This window comes from Bradyrhizobium guangdongense, from assembly GCF_006483445.1.
In the GTDB taxonomy this organism is placed as follows: domain Bacteria; phylum Pseudomonadota; class Alphaproteobacteria; order Rhizobiales; family Xanthobacteraceae; genus Bradyrhizobium; species Bradyrhizobium guangdongense_A.
In genome coordinates, this window is the sequence record NZ_PPPT01000070.1 from 1 (window position 1) to 1,227 (window position 1,227).

2 protein-coding genes and 1 pseudogene are annotated in these 1,227 nt (G+C 62.3%); 2 read left to right on the forward strand and 1 reads right to left on the reverse strand.

Going from position 1 to position 1,227, the window contains the following annotated elements; translation table 11 throughout:
* Window positions 1-188, forward strand: a pseudogene (locus tag C2U70_RS33320) (hypothetical protein); the annotation flags it as partial.
* A 205-nt stretch (window positions 189-393) separates the two neighbouring features.
* Window positions 394-933 carry a PRC-barrel domain-containing protein gene (locus C2U70_RS10215; RefSeq protein WP_140977881.1) on the forward strand — a complete coding sequence of 180 codons (540 nt, stop codon included), beginning with the start codon at window positions 394-396 and terminating at the stop codon, window positions 931-933.
* A 60-nt stretch (window positions 934-993) separates the two neighbouring features.
* On the opposite strand, the gene C2U70_RS10220 is transcribed toward C2U70_RS10215, so the two are convergent.
* Window positions 994-1,227: ABC transporter permease (locus C2U70_RS10220; protein ID WP_433960671.1), on the reverse strand; the 234-nt coding region annotated here is incomplete at its 5' end.

A 1,227-nucleotide genomic window follows, 5' to 3' on the forward strand; every position in this document is an offset into this window, starting at 1 on the left:
CGTCGAGCGCATCGTCGACGGATTCAACCAGCAGCTCGAGCGACTCGACCACCGCAGAGATCCTCCAGCAATTCTTGCAGGCACTGCAGCAGTCGATGTCGTCGTCGAATTCCTACAGCGCGTCCGGCAATTCGAGTTCGTCGAGCAGCACACAGATCTCCGCGCTTCTCGTCGACTACAAGACCTGACCCGGCAGACCTGTTTCAGGCGACGCAGGTCGGCACGTTCCTCGCGAGTCCGGCACTTCTCCCAGGACGTGTGGAGTTCGCGGGGAACTGTGCATTTGTGCACTTAGCGACACAAAAAACATCGCGATGAAATTGCCGCAGCTTAGGAACCGAGCGTGCCCGCAGCGGTTCTCTCCGCACAAGTTTTCGACAAGGAGAGGACAACATGTTGATGAAATCGATCGCGGCCGGCATCGCCGGTTCCGCGCTGCTTGCGACCGTTGCTTTTGCCCAGTCGCCGCCCGCAGCGACGACCGACAAGGCGCCGGCCGCTTCCACCACGACAGCGACAACGACGTCCGCCTCCGGCGAATGGCGTGCATCGAAGCTGGTGGGTCTGAAGATCTACAACGACGCCAACGAAAGCGTCGGCTCGATCAACGATCTCCTGATGGACAAGAACGGCGACATCAAGATCGCGGTGATCGGCGTCGGCGGCTTCCTCGGCATGGGCGAGCATCTGGTCGCCGTGCCCTTTGACAAGCTGAAGTTCGTCAACGAGGCCGTTGCCTATACCGGTGCGGCCAACGCTCCGGCGAACCGTCCGGCGTCGACCACGACCACGGGAGCGGCGGCCGACCGTCCGACGACGATGAACGAGAAGACCACCACGACGACCACGACGTCGAAGTGGTATCCGGACCACGCCGTGTACAATGCGTCCAAGGATGAGCTGAAGAAGATGCCGGAGTTCAAGTACGACTAACGTCGTCCTGATCGGCTGAACGAAGCGCGCCCGGCTTTCGGCCGGGCGCGCTGTCGTGCGTCAGGCGCTGCCGCCCTTGAGCCGTTCGTTGCGCCGGCGCAGGCCTTCCATGGTGGCGAGCAGGATCACCGACACTGTCGTCAGGATCACCGCGGCCGCAGTGATGGTCGGGCTGATGTTCTCACGGATGCCGCTGAACATTTCGCGCGGCAGGGTGCGCTGCTCCGGTCCTGCCATGAACAGCACGATCACGACCTCGTCAAAGCTGGTTGCGAAGGCGAACAGCGCGCCCGA

What these genes read in the sequence shown, in the direction of transcription:
- C2U70_RS10215 (WP_140977881.1), top strand. Translation starts at nt 394, where the DNA reads ATGTTGATGAAATCGATCGCGGCCGGCATCGCCGGTTCCGCGCTGCTT.